This window comes from Pannonibacter carbonis, from assembly GCF_003012935.1.
In the GTDB taxonomy this organism is placed as follows: domain Bacteria; phylum Pseudomonadota; class Alphaproteobacteria; order Rhizobiales; family Stappiaceae; genus Pannonibacter; species Pannonibacter carbonis.
On sequence record NZ_PUDR01000009.1, the window covers coordinates 108,582 to 122,600 of the forward strand.

Consider the following 14,019-nt stretch of genomic DNA (forward strand, 5'->3'; position numbering starts at 1 on the left):
TCCGATTCTCTTGAGGGAGCGCGCCAGACCCATGGCGGTGGAGATCCGCGCCTCGCAGGCGCTCAAGCTCTGGCACGACGTCAATCTTTCCCTCGTCCGCGACGAGGAGCAGGATCTGTCGGCGCGCCAGATCACCATCCTGCTGACCGTCTATCTGGAGCCGCCCCCGCACACGGTGCGGGGGTTGGCTGCCCGCCTTGGCGTCACGAAGCCTGCGATCACGCGGGCGCTCGATACGCTGGGTGGCATGCGGCTTCTCTCGCGCAAGCGCGATGAGGCCGACAAGCGCAACGTCATCATCACCCGCACGGTTGAGGGGGCTCTGTATCTCGACCGTCTGGGCGATCTCGTGGTTGAAAAGGCAAAGTCCCTGCCACGGTGAAGGAGACAGGAAATGCCCGCCACCTTTGACCGCCGCCGTCACCCGGTGCGCGCCGATCTGGCTGCAACAAGTTACCGGGGACGCGTTGAAGCAGAGCGTTTTGCCGATCCCGTCCCCTATCGTGTGACGGCCTCTGCGACAGCGCTGCGCCGTGATCCCCGCCCGGATTGCGGCATCGATACGGAGGCGTTGTTCGGCGAGGTCTTCGACATCTTCGAGACGACGATGGAAGGCTGGGCCTGGGGGCAGTTGCGGACCGACGGCTACGTCGGCTGGCTTTCGTCCGATGACATCGCGCCGCTCGACCAGGTGACAACACACTGCGTCCGCGCCTTGCGCACATTCCGCTACCCCGGACCGGATCTGAAGTTTCCGCCGATCGGATATCTGTCGCTGGGGTCGAAGGTCACCGTTGTCGCACATGCGGAGACGCGGGGGCTAGCCTATGCGCGCCTCGCCGATGGCTCCTTCGTCGTCGCACGTCATCTGGTCTCCGAAGGTCATGTCGAGGCGGACTGGGTCGCGATTGGGGAAAGCCTCGTTGGTACCCCTTATCTCTGGGGCGGACGCTCATCCCTCGGGCTCGACTGTTCGGCCCTGGTCCAGCTGTCGGCGGGCTTTGGCGGCCATGCGCTTCCGCGTGACAGTGACATGCAGGAGGCAGAAGCAGGCACCGCGCTATCCTTCCGCGAGGGGGATCCGCTGCCGGCGGATCTTCGCCGCGGTGATCTGCTGTTCTGGCGCGGGCACGTCGGCGTGCTGTCCACGCCCGATCTTCTGACCCATGCCAACGGCTTCACCATGACCGTATCGCAGGAGCCGCTCGCCGAAGCCCTCGTCCGTATCGGCGCAAAAGAGTATGGCGCACTGACGGGCATTCGCCGCCTTTGAGGCGGCGCCGGGGATGGATCACTCCTCCCCGGCCATCAACCGGATGCGCTCTCCGCTCGCGCTGGGCACGGGCGTGGCTGCGGCGTCTCGCGCCATTTCCCCGAGGTCCAGATCTTCGATCTTGCGGCCGCGCTTGCCGATCTTTTCGGTCGAGATCAGGATCTGGTCGATGTCCTTGTTCGCCTGCGCGAAATGCGACTGCAGCTTGCCGACGCGCTCGTTCAGGCGAACGATGTCATCAGTGAGATGCCGCACCTCGGCCTGGATCAGATGAGCCTGCTCGCGCATCCGCGCGTCGCGCAGGACCGCCTGAATCACCTGGATCGACAGCATCAAAAGGGACGGCGAGACGATCACAACCCGCGACCTGTGCGCCTTCTGGATCAGGTCTTCGAAGTTCTCGTTCAGCTCTGCGAAGATGCTTTCCGAGGGGACGAACAGGAAGGCCGTATCCTGGGTCTCGCCGGGGATCAGATAGCGATCCTTGATGTCGCCGATGTGCTTGGAGAAGTCCCGGCGAAATTGTGTTTGCGCAATCTTCAGGTCCTCGTCGCTGGCGGCCTGTCGCAGCAGGTTGAAGGCTTCAAGCGGAAACTTTGCGTCGATGGCCAGCGGCGGTGCGCCATTGGGCATATGGACGAGGCAGTCCGGCCGAGAGCCGCCGGATAGGGTTGCCTGGAAGCTGTAGCCGGAGGGCGGCAACTGATCCTGGATGATCGCTTCCATGCGCGCCTGGCCGAACGCGCCACGCGTCTGCTTGTTGGACAAGATCGCCTGCAGCTGGCCAACCTGTCCGGACAGGTCGGAGATTGTCCGTTGCGCCCGGTCGATCACCGCCAGCCGCTCATGGACTTGCCTGAGACCCTCATGGGTCTGTTTTGTCGTGTCGGCCATCGACAGGCCAAGCTTGTGCCCCATGCCATCCAGCCGCTCGTTGACGGCACGCATCATGTCCGACTGCCGGGAACCGAAAACCTCGGCCATCGTCTGCATCCGGCCGGTCATTTCGCCTTGTGCCTTCAGCATCTGCGACAGGTGCGACTCCAGCTCCTGGATCCGCTCGGCTGCGACTGCCTCGCTGGTCGCGCCCTCCCGGATCTGGCGCAGCGTCTTGAAGGCGACAAGCAGCAGGATGGCCAGCAGCAGGAGGGCTGCGGTGATGGTGGCTTCCAGCACGCTGACGGGCCGGGTACCAAAGATGAAAAGGGTGTCTTGCATGAAACAAACATAGAACGATTCGGGCGCTTGTGCAGGCCCGCACGTGCAATCAGCGCCTGGACAGCATTTCCTGCTTTTGTGGCTTCGCCACATAAGGAATGCCGTTGACCGTTGGCGCGGCTTTGCCTATCTCGTCTGCATGAGCAAACGCGACATCCTCATCCTCCCTGACCCGGTCCTGCGCCAGGTCTGCAATCCCGTCACAAGCGTGGATGACAGCATCCGGCAATTGGCCGACGACATGCTGGAGACCATGTATGCGGCGCCTGGAATTGGCCTTGCCGCTAGCCAGATCGGTGAATTGAAGCGCCTGTTCGTGGTCGATGTGGCCAAGGAAGATCAGCCGAAGGCGCCGCTTGTCTTCATCAATCCGGAGATCGTCTGGTCTTCGCCTGAGTTGTCCGTCTATCAGGAAGGCTGCCTGTCGATCCCCGAATACTATGAAGAAGTCGAGCGCCCGGCCGAGATCAAGGTTCGCTTCCTGGATCGCACCGGCGGGGAGTGCGAGATCCACGCCGACGGACTGCTGGCAACCTGCATCCAGCATGAGCTCGACCATCTCAATGGCAAGCTCTTCATCGACTATCTGTCGAAGCTCAAGCGGGACCGCGTCGTCAAGAAATTCCAGAAACAGGCCCGTCTGGCCGAAAAGGCCTGATTCCGCGCCCGTGAGCTACTGCGGCAGTCCATGCCGGACGGCCGTAAAGGACTTGGTCAGGCCGAAGAACTTCTCTTTTTCGATTTCGCCGTCCGGGAACAGATAACGCATCTGGCGCAGGTCGAGCATGCGTGCATCCTCGAGCGAGGCCATGGCCTGGTCCAGGTCTGCGGCCTTGGGATAGAAGCCCGTCGTCATGGCAAGGTGAATTCGGTAGCGCAGCGGATCCGGCAGCCAGTGCAGGAACGGCGTGCGCGCATGCGGTTCGACCGGAAAGGCGAAGCTCGGCGTCTGGATCGCATAGGACGGGGCAACGCGGCGGGCTTCCCGCGCGAAGGCCTTCTTGTTGCTCCAGGAACCGACGTGCTCGATCACGGAGTTCGAGAACGCAATATCGTAAGCGTTGTCTGCCACATCTGCGAGGTCACAGGCATTGCCAAGGCGCATGTGGACGTTTTCCATGTCTTCCGGCAAAGGATCTGTCTCGGGAAACAGGTTGACGCAATCGACAGTGATGTTGGCAAAGTCGAGTTCATTGCGCCAGACGAGCCAGAACCCCCTGACCCCGCCGATATCGATGATCCGGCAGTGCCCCTTTACACGAATGACGTCGTCAATCATCCGGGCCAGTGACTGGATACGCTTCTTGCGAAAGCTGTTCTGTGCGGAAACGGGCGACAGGTCGAGCACGCTGAACTCCTGACAAATCAACGGTCCGCGCCTGGGCAAGTTCCCGCGCGGTCAATGAATGGTGACGGCGCGGTTTGCGTGACCTTGCCGAATGACCTGTCATATCAGGCCCCGGATAATTCCCGATTAACACACGGTCGATTGTCGGCCTGATCCTTGTCAGGCGCGAATGACAAGGACACCGATCAGCAGGGAGAGCAAAAAGTCCAGGGCGACCAGTCCGATACAGACACTGGCCGGCGCGCCGAAGGCAATCCGTGCGAGCCGGTAGCGGAAGTGCAGCACCGCGCCGACGGTCAGCAGGCTGATCAGGAGCACGCCGCCCTGGTTGAGGAAACCTGCCAGATGCAGGAGCGCCGCCAGCACAAAGGGCAATGCGCACAGGATGCTTGTCCAGTTGCGCAGGACAATGAAGCGGACGTAGCCTGTCGATAGCCCGAGCGGTCCAGCGAGCAAGGCAAGGATCAGCGGAAACAGGATCCAGTCAAGGCCAAGGGACAGGAACTGTGTAAACCAGAAGACATTCTCGGAGAAAGTTTCAACCGGTATCTGTCCGTCCGACAGAAGGAGCTTCTTTTCCGACTTTACGTTGATAAAATACAGCGGAAGTAACGGAAGAATGGCAAGGAAGGACCGCCAGAATCCAGACATCGACATGTCGAATGCATTGACCGCCGACGCATCACCGCGGAACAGGGCCCAGCTTGCTGCCAGTGCTGTCTTCAGCTCGCCGGGCCGGAACATCGATTACTCCGCAGCTGCAGGGAAATAGGCGTCGAGAAACCGACGGTAGATCGCAGCCAGCTTGTCGAGGTCTTCCATGGCAACACACTCGTTGATCTTGTGCATTGTCTGGCCGACAAGGCCGAACTCGACCACTGGGCAATAGTCCTTGATGAAGCGGGCATCCGAGGTGCCGCCACCCGTCGACAGTTCGGGCCTGCGACCGGTTTCTGCCTCGACTGCGTCGGACAGGCGGCCGATAAGGGTGTCGTCGCGCGTCAGGAAGGACTCGCTGGCGTCGCGCTTGAATTCCAGAGTGTATTCAAGATCTTGCGGTGCGCATGCCTGCAGTGTTGCGGTGACCTTGTCCTTCAGGCTGGCCAGAGTCCACTCGTCGTTGTAGCGGATGTTGAACCGCCCCTCGGCGCGCGCCGGGATCACGTTGAAGGCGGGGTTGCCGACTTCGATGTTGACGATCTCGAGGTTGGACGGCTCGAACCGTTCGTTGCCCTGATCAAGCGTCAGGTTTTCGAGGGCCGAAAGCAGGGTCAGCAGTCCCGGGATCGGGTTGCGCGCCAGATGCGGGTAGGCGACATGGCCTTGCGTTCCGGTCACAGTGACGACGCCGGAGAGCGAGCCGCGCCGGCCGATCTTGATGGCATCACCCAGGGCAGCCGGGTTCGTCGGCTCGCCGACGATGCAGGCATCGAATTGATAACCTTGAGCTTTTGCCCATTCGAGGAGCTTGACCGTGCCATTGACGGCGGGTCCTTCCTCATCGCCGGTGATGAGGAACGAGATCGTGCCGCCGAACTCTAGTCCACGCTCTTCCAGAAACGCCAGCGCTGCGGCGGCAAAGGAGGCGATGCCGCCCTTCATGTCAACGGCGCCGCGCCCGTAAAGAACCCCGCCCTCGATGGTGCCGTCAAACGGACCGTGACGCCAGGCGGTCAGGTCGCCGGGGGGGACGACATCGGTGTGACCGGCAAAGACGAAATGCGGCTTGCCGCTGCCGATGGTGGCGAAGAGGTTCTCGATGTCCGGCGTGCCGGTGTCGGAAAAGGTCACGCGGATAACCGCGAAGCCAGCGGATTGTAGTGTCTTTTCAAGGGCTTGCAATGCCCCGCCCTCGGCAGGTGTGACGGACGGGCAGCGCAGCAGGTCGCGGGCGATGGTGACGGCGGAGGAGAAGGGCTGGGTCATGATGCTTTTGTCTGTAGCCCCGTCAAAGGCCTGGCGTCAATCGGTGAGCCGGGTGCCTAGCTGCGGCGGTAGTAGCTGTTGGTCATCGGGCCGTAGCGATTTGGCCCCGCGTTGCCTGGAAAAAAGCCGAGCGCGAAAATCCCGAGGATGTTGATCACGGGCACGAAGGCAAGCAGCGCCAGCAATCCCGGCAGGCCAAGATCCTGCAGGCGCTTGATGACCAGCGCCAGCTCGACGGCCGTTACGATCAGAAAGAGCAACGGGAACAGAGGGTTGGAGCTGAGGAAATCAGCCACCTGAAGTGCTGCCATGTCCGTTTCAGGCGGCAGCGACTTGACCCACATGTTGGCGGCAATGGCTATGACGATCCATAAAAGGACCAGCGCCAGCCAGTAAGGCTTGCGGCCCAGCCGGCCGATCGGGCTGAGGAACAGCCAGAAAAAGCCGGGGGCCGTGTTGGCCGGGGGAAGATCATGCTGCATCTGGAAACCGGTCTGTTCGGAACGCGTCTTCCCCGCAGGTAGTGCCAACCGGTCGGCGGATCAAGCAGAAGCGTCGGAGAGGCGCAAAAAGAGGCCTTCAGCGTACTGGAAACTACGGTTGGCCTTGCGACAAATTCAGGTCAATCTGGGAGAAAACAACGACCCTTCCGGAGAAAACGCAGCCATGCAGATCGAGGACACCGCGCCCGCTTCTTCCACACCCCCTTCCGCCCCTCCGGCACCTGTGACACGGCCCGATCCGGTGGTGATGGTGATCGAGATGGAGGACATCGTCGACGCACTGGCGGAGGGCCTGCGCGACTTCCGCAGGGCCCCGCAATACGGCCTGTTTTTCGGAGCGATCTATGCGCTCGGCGGGTTGTTCATCATCCTGACCGCCTCCGCGCTGCAGATGAGCTATCTCAGCTATCCGCTCGCCGCCGGTTTTGCGCTGGTCGGGCCTTTCATTGCCTGCGGCCTCTATGAGGTCAGCCGCCGGATCGAGAGCAACCAGCCGCTCAGCTGGTCAGCAGTCCTTGGGGTGATCTGGGCGCAGCGGGGCAAGGAAATCGCCTGGATGGCGTTTGTGGTGCTGTTCGTGATGATCATGTGGATGTACCAGGTGCGCCTGCTGCTTGCGCTGTTCCTCGGCTTCCAGTCCTTTGCCACATTCGGCGAGTTTGTCGAGACCGTGATCTCGACGCCCGAGGGGCTGATGTTCCTGGCGATCGGCCATGTGGTCGGGGCGTTGCTGTCGGTGGTGCTGTTCTCGCTGACGGTGATCTCGTTCCCGCTGCTGATGGATCAGGACCGGGATTTCATCACGGCGATGATAACCAGTGTCCGGGCGGTGGTGGCCTCCCCGGTGCCGATGATTGGCTGGGCGCTGGTTGTGACCGTGACGCTGATCATCTCGATGGTGCCGGCCTTCGTCGGCCTGATCATCACCTTGCCTGTGCTGGGGCATACGACCTGGCACATCTACCGCAGCTGCGTGCTGCCGGCTCCGCCGGTCGAGGCGGATCAGCCGTCCGAGCCCTCGTCGTCATCGTCGTCCACGTCGATTGCATCTGCCTGACCGTTCCCGCGCGCTGCCGCGAGCCAGGCGGCGCGCGAGGCCAGGTCCACCTCGGCCGGCCGGTAGTCCACCCGCGTCAGATAGAGCCCGTCGGGCGGGGCAACCGGACCGCAGGCCTTGCGGTCGCGCGCGGCAAGCGCGGCGCGGACGTCATCGGCGGTCCAGCGGCCTTCGCCGACGAGCTTGAGCGTGCCGACCATCGAGCGGACCTGATTGTGCAGGAATGACCGCGACGCGCATTCGGCAATGACCTCGTCGCCCTCGCGGCGCACGGTAAAGACCTCCAGCGTCTTCTCGGGGCTTTTCGCCTGGCAGCGGGTGTGGCGGAAGGTCGTGAAGTCGTGGTGGCCGATAAAGATCTGCGCGGCCTCATGCATCGCGGCGGCATCGAGGTCCGGCTTCACGTGCCAGACCAGCCCGCGCTCGAAGGTGACCGGGGGAACCCGGTTGAGGATGCGATAGCGATAGGCGCGGCGGATGGCGGAGAACCTTGCGTCGAAGCCGTCATGCATCTTTTCGCAAGACATGACCGCCACCGCATCCGGCAGGCAGTAGAAATTGACCGCGCCCATCACGGTCTCGGTCGGCCAGTCGCGGCTGAGGTCGACATGCGCCACCTGCCCGGTGGCATGCACGCCCGTGTCGGTTCGGCCGGCGCCGCCGATGGTGATGTCCTCGCCGCAGAAGGATTTCACCGCGCGCTCGAGCACGGCCTGGACGGACGGCCCGTTGGCCTGCCGCTGCCAGCCGACAAAGGGGCGGCCGTCATATTCGATGGTCAGCTTGTAACGCGGCATTGCCCTATTCGAACTCCTCGAAGGGAGAGGCGAAGCTGACCTCGACGGGCAGATCGTGGCTGCCCGCTTCGCTGAGGGCCAGCGCCATGAAGGCCGCGCCGGCATAGGGCGCCTGGACCTTTTTTGCCAGCTCAGCATCGAAGCCGAAGCGCGGGTAATAGGCCGGCGGACCCAGAACAAGGACCAGATCCTCGCCAAGCCGGCGCAGGTCCTCAAGACCGGCCCGGATCAGGGCCGAACCTATGCCGGTGCGCTGCAGGTCCGGATTGACCGAAACCGGAGCAAGGCAGGAAATCTGCAGCCGGTGGCCAGGTCCCGCCCCGGTCACGCGGCTGAAGGCGACATGACCGGCGACGCGGCCATCGTCTGTGCGGGCGAGCAACTCGAGCACCAAGGCCCCGCAATGGCGCAGGTTATGCACGAGCCGGACCTCGGCCTCCTGCCCGAAGGCCGCCCGAATGACATCGGCCACCGCCGCCTCGTCACTGGCGCCAACCGGGTGAATGCTGATCCTTGGCGTGTTGCTCAGATCGCTCATACGGTGTCCTTTTTCCTCATTCCGCGCCGCCGCGCTCCTCTCTCCCCTTCAGCGGGAGATGTCTGCGTTAGCAGACAGAGGGGGGTAGCGGCGCTTCCGATCATTCCAGCGCTGCGACAGTCCGTGAGGCCGTTCACCCCCCTCTGCCCCCTGCCGGGGGCATCTCCCCCTCAAGGGGGGGAGAGGACGAGAGGCTGTGCCACACGGTCTTAGCGCTTTCGGTTCTCGCCCTTACCAGGCAATCAATCATCTTCGTCCAGCTTTGTGGCGTGCTGAATATGTCACTCGCCCCAAACACATACCACTCGCCGCCGCGCCCCTCTCCCCCCTTGAGGGGGAGATGTCTGCGTCAGCAGACAGAGGGGGGTAGCGGCGCTTCCGATCATTCCAGCATTGCGACAGTCCGTGAGGCAGCTCACCCCCCTCTGCCCCCTGCCGGGGGCATCTCCCCCTCAAGGGGGGAGAGGACGAGAGGCTGTGCCACACGGGCTTAGCGCTTTCGGTTCTCGCCCCTGTCTGGCGTTGCCACCCACCCCCAACCCCTCCCCACCAGGGGGAGGGGGGCTGAGAGGCTGTGCCACACGATCTTAGCGCTTTCGTTTCTCGCACCGATCAGGCGATTACGTCGCCCGCTGTCAGTTTGGCACCGCGCTGGAATTCCTCGCCCGGCATCGGCTTCTTGCCGGCGCGCTGGACGGTGACCAGTCGGATGGCGCCAGTGCCGCAGGCGATCACCGGATCGCCGGAGACATCCAGCACCGTTCCAGGTGCACCGGACCCATCGGCCAGCTTTGAGCGCAGGACCTTGACCCGTTCCCCCTTGCCGGCGAGCACGGGTTCGCACCAGGCGCCGGGGAAGGGCGACAGCCCGCGGATGTGATTGTGGACCTCGGCCGCCGGCCGCGTCCAGTCGATCCGCGTTTCATCCTTGGAGAGTTTGGAGGCATAGGTCACGCCGTCTTCGGACTGCGGCGTCTGGCCGAGCGCATTGCGCGACAGGGCGGCCAGGGCGCGTACCATGAGATCGCCGCCGAGCGCCGACAGCCGGTCATGCAGCTCGCCGGCGGTCATGTCGGTCCCGATGGCCAGCGTCTCGGACATGCAGACCGGACCCGTGTCGAGGCCGGCTTCCATGCGCATGACCTGAACGGCGGTTTCCGTGTCGCCGGCCATGATGGCGCGGTTGATGGGGGCAGCACCGCGCCAGCGCGGCAGCATCGAGGCATGAAGATTGAGGCAGCCTTCGCGCGGCGCATCCAGCACCGCCTGCGGCAGCAGCAGCCCATAGGCGACCACCACGGCGACATCGGCGTCGTGGCTGGCAAAGATGTCCTGGTCGTCGGTGCCTTTCAGCGATTTCGGCGTGAACACCGGGATGCCAAGCGCCTCGGCGGCTTCGTGCACGGGCGACTTCTTCAGCTCCATGCCGCGGCCGGCGGGCCGGGGCGGCTGGCTGTAGCAGGCGACGATGTCATGGCCCTGGCCGACGATTTCCATGAGGGTGGGCACGGAAAAGTCCGGTGTACCCATGAAGACGATGCGAAGGGTCATGTGCGTCCAGTGTCCAAGTTTGGAGTGCCGCTCTTATGGCGCAGTCAGGCAAGGCCCGGCAACAGCACTTTGAGGCTGGCGACCATCATTTCCATGGCGATGGCGGCCAGCAGCATGCCCATGATGCGGCTCATGATGCTGGTGGCGGTCTCGCCCATCATGCGGCCGAGAAGGGGGGCGGCCAGCAGCGTCGCGGCCATCAGGGCGATGGTGAGGCCGAGCGCCGCGGCATAGGCGATGTCATCCGCCCGGTCGACGGCTTCGCCGCGGAAAATGATCAGCGTGGTGATGGTACCAGGACCCAGCAGCATCGGCACGGCCAGGGGATAGATGCCGGGGTTGCCGGCAAAGGCCTGGCGGCGGCGCTCCTCGTCGGTGCCATGGTGCACGTTGCTCTGCTCGCCCGAAACCAGATTGATGGCAATCAGGAGGATGAGGAAGCCACCGGCCAGGCGGAAGGCATCAAGAGAGATGCCGAACAGCGTCAGGATGGCCTCACCAGTGAAGGACACCAGCACGGCACCGACCGTGAGGCCGGCGATGGCGGTGATGGCGACGCTGCGTTGCTCGGCCGGGGTGCGGCCGGCGGTCAGGCTCAGGAACACAGGCAGGTTCGCCGGCGGGCTGACGATGGCGATCAGTGCGGCAAACATCTTCAGGAAGAAGGCCTGATCCATGAGGACTCCGGTGCAAAAAGCCCGCGCAGGGGCTGGCGCGGGCACATGATGGCATGGGCCCGGTTTACACGCAGAATGGCGGAACAGAAAGGGGGAGGGGCCGTCTGGGTGGGGGACAGGTGTTTTGCGGCTTTGCCCGGAGTTGAGCGCGGGATGGATCCCCGCACGAGGGGCGGGGATCACTGCGGAGAGAGGGGCAAGTGCCCCAATCGGTCCCGGACGACGCGCGGAGGTTGATCAGTCGCGCAGGAGTTCGTTGATGGCGGTCTTGGCGCGGGTCTGGGCGTCGACGCGCTTGACGATAACGGCGCAGGCGAGGCTCGGGCCCGGGGTGCCGTCCGGCAGCGGCTTGCCCGGCATGGCGCCCGGGACCACCACGGAATAGGCCGGCACTTCGCCGATGAAGACTTCACCGGTGGTGCGGTCGATGATCTTGGTCGAGGCGCTGATGAAGACGCCCATGGACAGGACGGCGCCTTCGCGCACGATCACGCCTTCGACGACTTCCGAGCGTGCGCCGATGAAGCAGTTGTCCTCGATGATGACCGGGCCGGCCTGCAGCGGCTCGAGCACGCCGCCGATGCCGACGCCGCCGGACAGATGCACGTTCTTGCCGATCTGGGCGCAGGAGCCGACGGTGGCCCAGGTGTCGACCATGGTGCCTTCATCAACATAGGCGCCGAGGTTGACGAAGGAGGGCATCAGCACTACGCCCTTGCCGATGAAGGCCGAGCGGCGAACGATGCAGCCCGGAACGGCGCGGAAGCCGGCTTCCTCGAAGTTGACACCGCTCCAGCCGTCGAACTTGGACGGAACCTTGTCCCACCAGGTCGCCTGACCCGGGCCGCCCTTGATCACGTCCATCGGGTTGAGGCGGAAGGACAGAAGCACAGCCTTCTTTGCCCACTGGTTCACGTGCCAGGCGCCGTTCTCCTGCTTCTCGGCAACGCGCAGCTGGCCGCGATCGAGAAGGTTCAGCGTGGTCTCGACCGCGTCGCGGGCCTCGCCCCGGGTGCTGGTGTCGATGGTGGCGCGGTTCTCGAAGGCGGCGTCAATGGTGGCGGCAAGCTGGGCAAGATCGTGCGACATGGGTTTGTGCGGCTCCGCAGAGGAATGAAAATCTGTTCGCGCGGATAAAAGGCGGCGTACCGGTTTGAGTCAATGCTTGATGCGACTTGAGAAGCACTCAAGTGCGGCATTGGTGCCGGGCGTCTAGGGTGCAGCGCTGGCGAAGGCGGGAATCGGTCCCGTGTCCACGCCAGCCGGAGCCGGACATGCCCCTGTGGATCGTCGTTACCCTGTTTGCCGCCTTCTGCCAGAACCTGCGCTCGGCCTTGCAGAAACACCTGAAGGGACGGCTCGGCACGACGGGCGCGACTTTCGTGCGGTTTGGCTACGGTTTCCCTTTCGCGCTTGCCTATGTCGGCGTGCTGCATTGGGGCTTCGGCATGGCGCTGCCGGTGCCGGGGGCTGACTTTGCCGTGGCGGCGGTGCTGGGCGGGCTGGCGCAGATCGGCGCGACCTTCCTGCTGGTGCATCTGTTTTCCTTCCGCAACTTCGCGGTCGGGACGGCCTACAGCAAGACCGAGCCGGTGCAGGCGGCGCTGTTCGGCGTCTTGATCCTGGGCGAGCATGTCGATCTCTCCGCCGCGATTGCCATTGCGGTCGGGGTGGCGGGCGTCATCCTCATTTCCATGGCGCGGGTGCCGATGACGGCCAAGGCGATCCTGGCCTCGCTGACGGGCAAGCCGGCGCTGATCGGGCTCGCCAGCGCGGCGTTGTTCGGCGCATCGGCCGCCTTCTACCGTGCCGCCTCGCTGGCGCTGGAGGGGCCGGGCTATCTGATGCAGGCCGCCTATGCGCTGGCGGTGGTGACGGCGTTCCAGTCGGTAGTGATGATCGTGTGGATGGCGCTGCGCGAACCGGATCAGCTGAAGGCGAGCTGTGTCCACTGGCGGCAGGCGGTGTGGGTCGGGCTGGTGGGCGTTGCCGGATCGGCGGGCTGGTTCACCGCGATGACGCTGCAGCAGGTGGCCTATGTGCGGGCGCTGGCGCAGGTGGAGCTGGTGTTCACGCTCGCCTTCTCGTGGTTCGTGTTCCGCGAGCGGGTGAATGGCCGCGAGCTGGCCGGCTGCGTGCTGATCGTGGCCGCGATCCTTGGCCTGTTATGGGGCCGGATGGGCTGAGGCTTGGCCGGTCGCGTCCATTGAGGCGGCGGCGAAGAGCCAGTCGCGGAAGCCGGAGACCGGGCGGCTGAGCGGGCGGCCGGGCGAGCGGACGAACCAGTAGCCGGTGTCGAGCTGCATCACCGGCCAGTCCGGCATGACCAGATGCCCGGCGGCCAGTTCCTGTGCCACGAAGCGGCGGTCGATGGCGATGGCCCCCATGCCGGCGACGGCGGCCTGGATGGCAAGATCGCGGCTTTCCAGCACCATCCCAGACCCGGCGTCCGCGTGTTTCAGCCCGGCGTGGGCAAGCCACTTCGGCCAGTCATCGCGGCGCGAGGCGCTGTGCAGCAGGCGAAGGCCGGAAAGGCCGGGCTGGGCGGCGTTCATCTCGGGCTTCAAGAGGCGCGGCGCCATGGCGACGGCGAGATGCTCGCGCCAGAGCAGCGTGCTCTCGATGCCGGGCCAGTCGCCGGTGCCAAGGCGAATGGCGCAGTCGTAGTTCTCGCGGTCGAGATCAATGACGCGGGTGGTGGCCGACAGCAGCAGCTCCACATCCGGCTGCACCGCCTGGAAATCCGGCAGGCGCGGGATCAGCCAGCGGGTGGCGAAGGTGGAAACGGTCGAGATGCGCAGCTCGGTCCGGCCCCGGCGGCGGAAACTGTCGACGGCGGTCTCGATGCGCTCGAAGGCATCGCCAAGGCCAAGGGCGAGGCGCTTGCCTTCCTCGGTCAGGGTCAGGCCGCGGCCATCGCGCAGGACGAGGGTCGCCCCCAGCTCGCTCTCCAGCTTGCGCAGGAGATGCGACAGGGCCGAGGGCGAGACGCCGAGATCATCCGCCGCCTGCGCCGCCCGGCCGTGGCGGGCGAGGAGCGCAAAGGCATGAAGGGCGCGCAGGGAGACCATGGTGGCTTTCGGCTGATGTGACTTGATATTTTCTCAATACAGCCAAGGACGGTGTTGCGT

The 14,019-nt window shown here is 64.4% G+C and carries 16 protein-coding genes; 5 read left to right on the plus strand and 11 right to left on the minus strand.

The genetic code is table 11. From position 1 onward, the window contains the following. The first annotated feature begins 31 nt into the window (after positions 1-31). Together C8348_RS13875 and C8348_RS13880 are read left to right on the plus strand one after the other, a co-directional pair. Complete coding sequence (locus C8348_RS13875) at positions 32-382, plus strand: MarR family transcriptional regulator (RefSeq protein ID WP_106753942.1); 351 nt, start codon at positions 32-34, stop codon at positions 380-382. 12 nt (positions 383-394) lie between these two features. Then, a complete protein-coding gene (locus C8348_RS13880; protein WP_106753943.1) occupies positions 395-1,273 on the plus strand; it encodes a C40 family peptidase in 879 nt (292 codons plus the stop codon). An 18-nt stretch (positions 1,274-1,291) separates the two neighbouring features. Here C8348_RS13880 and C8348_RS13885 read toward each other — a convergent pair whose 3' ends face one another. Next, positions 1,292-2,491 (minus strand): DNA recombination protein RmuC, encoded by a 1,200-nt coding sequence (locus C8348_RS13885; RefSeq protein WP_106753944.1) that lies wholly within the window; start codon positions 2,489-2,491, stop codon positions 1,292-1,294. 139 nt (positions 2,492-2,630) lie between these two features. On the opposite strand from C8348_RS13885, the gene def reads away from it, so the two are divergent. After that, complete coding sequence (def, locus tag C8348_RS13890; RefSeq protein WP_106754059.1) at positions 2,631-3,149, plus strand: peptide deformylase; 519 nt, start codon at positions 2,631-2,633, stop codon at positions 3,147-3,149. 15 nt (positions 3,150-3,164) lie between these two features. On the opposite strand, the gene C8348_RS13895 is transcribed toward def, so the two are convergent. The 4 genes from C8348_RS13895 to C8348_RS13910 all read right to left on the minus strand — a co-directional run bounded on the left by C8348_RS13895 (position 3,165) and on the right by C8348_RS13910 (position 6,247). Next, positions 3,165-3,839 carry a methyltransferase domain-containing protein gene (locus C8348_RS13895; protein WP_106753945.1) on the minus strand — a complete coding sequence of 225 codons (675 nt, stop codon included), beginning with the start codon at positions 3,837-3,839 and terminating at the stop codon, positions 3,165-3,167. 159 nt (positions 3,840-3,998) lie between these two features. Next, positions 3,999-4,583, minus strand: coding sequence for a hypothetical protein (locus tag C8348_RS13900; RefSeq protein ID WP_208983757.1), 585 nt, complete (start codon positions 4,581-4,583; stop codon positions 3,999-4,001). 3 nt (positions 4,584-4,586) lie between these two features. Continuing rightward, positions 4,587-5,765: a succinyl-diaminopimelate desuccinylase gene (gene dapE, locus C8348_RS13905; RefSeq protein ID WP_106753946.1), complete on the minus strand. Its 1,179-nt coding sequence runs from the start codon at positions 5,763-5,765 to the stop codon at positions 4,587-4,589. Between the two features lie 56 nt (positions 5,766-5,821). Next, positions 5,822-6,247, minus strand: a complete 426-nt coding sequence (locus C8348_RS13910; protein ID WP_106753947.1) for a DUF805 domain-containing protein — start codon at positions 6,245-6,247, stop codon at positions 5,822-5,824. A 268-nt stretch (positions 6,248-6,515) separates the two neighbouring features. Here C8348_RS13910 and C8348_RS13915 point away from each other — a divergent pair, with 268 nt between their 5' ends. Further along, positions 6,516-7,325, plus strand: coding sequence for a DUF2189 domain-containing protein (locus C8348_RS13915; RefSeq protein ID WP_244294021.1), 810 nt, complete (start codon positions 6,516-6,518; stop codon positions 7,323-7,325). Here the strand turns inward: C8348_RS13915 and truA are convergent. The 5 genes from truA to dapD form a co-directional block, all read right to left on the minus strand. Continuing rightward, complete coding sequence (gene truA / locus C8348_RS13920; protein ID WP_106753949.1) at positions 7,271-8,122, minus strand: tRNA pseudouridine(38-40) synthase TruA; 852 nt, start codon at positions 8,120-8,122, stop codon at positions 7,271-7,273. The genes C8348_RS13915 and truA overlap by 55 nt on opposite strands. 4 nt (positions 8,123-8,126) lie before the next feature. Beyond that, entirely contained in the window at positions 8,127-8,660 is a 534-nt protein-coding gene (locus tag C8348_RS13925; protein ID WP_106753950.1) for a GNAT family N-acetyltransferase, read from the minus strand. 612 nt (positions 8,661-9,272) lie between these two features. Beyond that, the gene (fmt, locus tag C8348_RS13930; protein ID WP_106753951.1) at positions 9,273-10,211 is read right to left on the minus strand and encodes a methionyl-tRNA formyltransferase; all 939 of its coding nucleotides are present in this window, start codon (positions 10,209-10,211) and stop codon (positions 9,273-9,275) included. Between the two features lie 44 nt (positions 10,212-10,255). Continuing rightward, positions 10,256-10,888 (minus strand): MarC family protein, encoded by a 633-nt coding sequence (locus C8348_RS13935; RefSeq protein ID WP_106753952.1) that lies wholly within the window; start codon positions 10,886-10,888, stop codon positions 10,256-10,258. 237 nt (positions 10,889-11,125) lie between these two features. Further along, positions 11,126-11,977, minus strand: coding sequence for a 2,3,4,5-tetrahydropyridine-2,6-dicarboxylate N-succinyltransferase (dapD, locus tag C8348_RS13940; protein WP_106753953.1), 852 nt, complete (start codon positions 11,975-11,977; stop codon positions 11,126-11,128). Positions 11,978-12,162: 185 nt separating this feature from the next. On the opposite strand from dapD, the gene C8348_RS13945 reads away from it, so the two are divergent. Then, positions 12,163-13,074 (plus strand): EamA family transporter, encoded by a 912-nt coding sequence (locus C8348_RS13945; protein WP_106753954.1) that lies wholly within the window; start codon positions 12,163-12,165, stop codon positions 13,072-13,074. Here C8348_RS13945 and C8348_RS13950 read toward each other — a convergent pair. Further along, entirely contained in the window at positions 13,054-13,959 is a 906-nt protein-coding gene (locus tag C8348_RS13950) for a LysR substrate-binding domain-containing protein (RefSeq protein ID WP_106753955.1), read from the minus strand. The two genes, C8348_RS13945 and C8348_RS13950, sit on opposite strands and share 21 nt — an antisense overlap. Positions 13,960-14,019: the final 60 nt, after the last annotated feature.

What these genes read in the sequence shown, in the direction of transcription:
- C8348_RS13950 (WP_106753955.1), bottom strand. Translation starts at nt 13,959, where the DNA reads ATGGTCTCCCTGCGCGCCCTTCATGCCTTTGCGCTCCTCGCCCGCCAC.
- C8348_RS13875 (WP_106753942.1), top strand. Translation starts at nt 32, where the DNA reads ATGGCGGTGGAGATCCGCGCCTCGCAGGCGCTCAAGCTCTGGCACGAC.
- C8348_RS13910 (WP_106753947.1), bottom strand. Translation starts at nt 6,247, where the DNA reads ATGCAGCATGATCTTCCCCCGGCCAACACGGCCCCCGGCTTTTTCTGG.
- fmt (WP_106753951.1), bottom strand. Translation starts at nt 10,211, where the DNA reads ATGACCCTTCGCATCGTCTTCATGGGTACACCGGACTTTTCCGTGCCC.
- C8348_RS13915 (WP_244294021.1), top strand. Translation starts at nt 6,516, where the DNA reads ATGGTGATCGAGATGGAGGACATCGTCGACGCACTGGCGGAGGGCCTG.
- C8348_RS13925 (WP_106753950.1), bottom strand. Translation starts at nt 8,660, where the DNA reads ATGAGCGATCTGAGCAACACGCCAAGGATCAGCATTCACCCGGTTGGC.
- C8348_RS13880 (WP_106753943.1), top strand. Translation starts at nt 395, where the DNA reads ATGCCCGCCACCTTTGACCGCCGCCGTCACCCGGTGCGCGCCGATCTG.
- C8348_RS13935 (WP_106753952.1), bottom strand. Translation starts at nt 10,888, where the DNA reads ATGGATCAGGCCTTCTTCCTGAAGATGTTTGCCGCACTGATCGCCATC.
- C8348_RS13900 (WP_208983757.1), bottom strand. Translation starts at nt 4,583, where the DNA reads ATGTTCCGGCCCGGCGAGCTGAAGACAGCACTGGCAGCAAGCTGGGCC.
- truA (WP_106753949.1), bottom strand. Translation starts at nt 8,122, where the DNA reads ATGCCGCGTTACAAGCTGACCATCGAATATGACGGCCGCCCCTTTGTC.
- def (WP_106754059.1), top strand. Translation starts at nt 2,631, where the DNA reads ATGAGCAAACGCGACATCCTCATCCTCCCTGACCCGGTCCTGCGCCAG.
- dapD (WP_106753953.1), bottom strand. Translation starts at nt 11,977, where the DNA reads ATGTCGCACGATCTTGCCCAGCTTGCCGCCACCATTGACGCCGCCTTC.
- C8348_RS13945 (WP_106753954.1), top strand. Translation starts at nt 12,163, where the DNA reads ATGCCCCTGTGGATCGTCGTTACCCTGTTTGCCGCCTTCTGCCAGAAC.
- C8348_RS13885 (WP_106753944.1), bottom strand. Translation starts at nt 2,491, where the DNA reads ATGCAAGACACCCTTTTCATCTTTGGTACCCGGCCCGTCAGCGTGCTG.
- dapE (WP_106753946.1), bottom strand. Translation starts at nt 5,765, where the DNA reads ATGACCCAGCCCTTCTCCTCCGCCGTCACCATCGCCCGCGACCTGCTG.